We start from the raw sequence: 1,827 nt of genomic DNA on the forward strand, positions 1-1,827 counted from the left end.
GCTGTTTCATCTTCGTCAAGTGCAGTCAGGTTTAGCCACCAGTCACCTAAGGAACGTGCATGAAATAACTTGAGCAACTTCTAAAATCAATTTTCAGGAACAGTGACATAATTCCACTGGCCAAGAAACTCATCAAATATAATAGTCATTGATTCTTTAAACCCTTTCGCCACCTTTCTACCCGTTTCATAAATTCTATTTAAAATAGAGGCAAAGACTTTTAAACCTTTCTTTGTTGTTGTCGTTTCTATCAATTCTTTTGTGAGTTGATGGCTTGTTAATACGACACCTTGCAAAGCGCGAGTGATATGAGGAAAGGCCTTATGTTCCACCGGGTTCCATTTGGAAGTATAGGGTGGATAATGTGCAACACGTATTTCAACGCCAATTTCTGTTGCTAAGGCTTGTAGATCTTGCTTGAAAATATAGTGACGGGATGAATTACTACCGCCACCATCCATCAGCATTAAAATGGAAGTCGCATTAGCATAGTATAAGATGCCGTAGTTGTACCACCAATGCCGAAGCGAGTCACAGGCAAATTCACTGGTATCACGACTTGTCCCGACAGTGACATAAGCCTCATTGCGGGCTTGATCATAAACTGTATGGGGTACAGCAACCCCTTCGGCTAATGAAGGAAAATCATGATCATAAACCTCAATAGTTTCAGTGGTATATATTTTACCTTCACGAGACAAATTACCTATTTTTTCTTTTTTCTTGGTATCCACACTGAGGATAGGATTGCCCTCAGCAGTATAGATATCTTTTAATTCGGCAATACGCTCAAATTGAGAATTACGATCCACATGTCCGCCACCCGCTTTATTTTTTAACGGTTTGCGCTTCACATAGCCATTGTTTTTCAATAGTTTTCTAACAACATTGCGGCTCACTTTAAAGCCTTCACGAGCTAATAAATCACTCATATTAGCGCGTGTTAAGTTCGTCCATTTTTGTGTTTCATCCATTGGGTTACCAGCGGTATGCTTTTTTATCAAACACAGAAAAACCTCATTGATGTCAGGCTCTTTATCAAGGATAGCCTTTCGACCACCGCCCTTTTTTCGGTTGCGAATTCGAGGAAGTATTTCTTCTGCACCCAGTTCTTCTAGCCCGTGTTTAATAGTATTACGCGAGCAATTAAAAAGCTTAGCGATATAAGTGACACCACCGTAAGCTAGTTTTAAGGCTTCAATACCGGCATATAAGCGTTTATGTTTCTCTAGCAGACGGTTGTATAGTTCTTGCATCTGCGTTTCTATCTTTTGTGGGTATGCTTCAATCATTTTGCAATTCTATACGCATCTTGTTTTTTCATAAACATTTTTGCGTAGTCTGGGCGTTTTTTTCAATACTTGCTCAAGTTATTTCGTGCACGTTCCTTAGTCGAATCACCGTGCATTCATGCGGATGAAACAGGCATTAATATTAATGGTAAGCGCCATTGGCTACATGGGACTTCCAATGATCAGTGGACACACTTCTTTCCCCATGCCAAACGTGGCACAGAGGCAATGAATGACATTGGAATTTTACCCCATTTTCATGGGATTTTATGTCATGATCATTGGAAGCCCTACTATAAATCTGACTGTACTCATTCGCTTTGTAATGCACATCATTTGAGGGAATTAACGCGCGCCTGGGAGCAGGATAAACAGGAGTGGGCGCTTGAAATGAAACGACTACTTGAAAAAATGAATGATGCCGTCAATGAAGCAGGTGGCATGCTACTACATAAAGAAGCAGAAAAATGGAAAGTACAATACAGAGAATTACTTGGCAAAGCGGAGATTGAATGCCCACCACCCGATAAGCCTA

1 protein-coding gene and 1 pseudogene are annotated in these 1,827 nt (G+C 40.6%); one reads left to right on the forward strand and one right to left on the reverse strand.

Annotated elements, in window-relative coordinates:
- Window positions 1-86: 86 nt before the first annotated feature.
- Window positions 87-1,292: an ISAzo13 family transposase gene (locus CDZ78_RS15210; protein WP_230990499.1), complete on the reverse strand. Its 1,206-nt coding sequence runs from the start codon at window positions 1,290-1,292 to the stop codon at window positions 87-89.
- Window positions 1,293-1,388: 96 nt separating this feature from the next.
- On the opposite strand from CDZ78_RS15210, the pseudogene CDZ78_RS15215 reads away from it, so the two are divergent.
- Window positions 1,389-1,827, forward strand: a pseudogene (locus tag CDZ78_RS15215) (IS66 family transposase); the annotation flags it as partial.

Origin of the sequence: Bathymodiolus platifrons methanotrophic gill symbiont, from assembly GCF_002189065.1 — a bacterium.
Lineage (GTDB): Bacteria > Pseudomonadota > Gammaproteobacteria > Methylococcales > Methylomonadaceae > Methyloprofundus.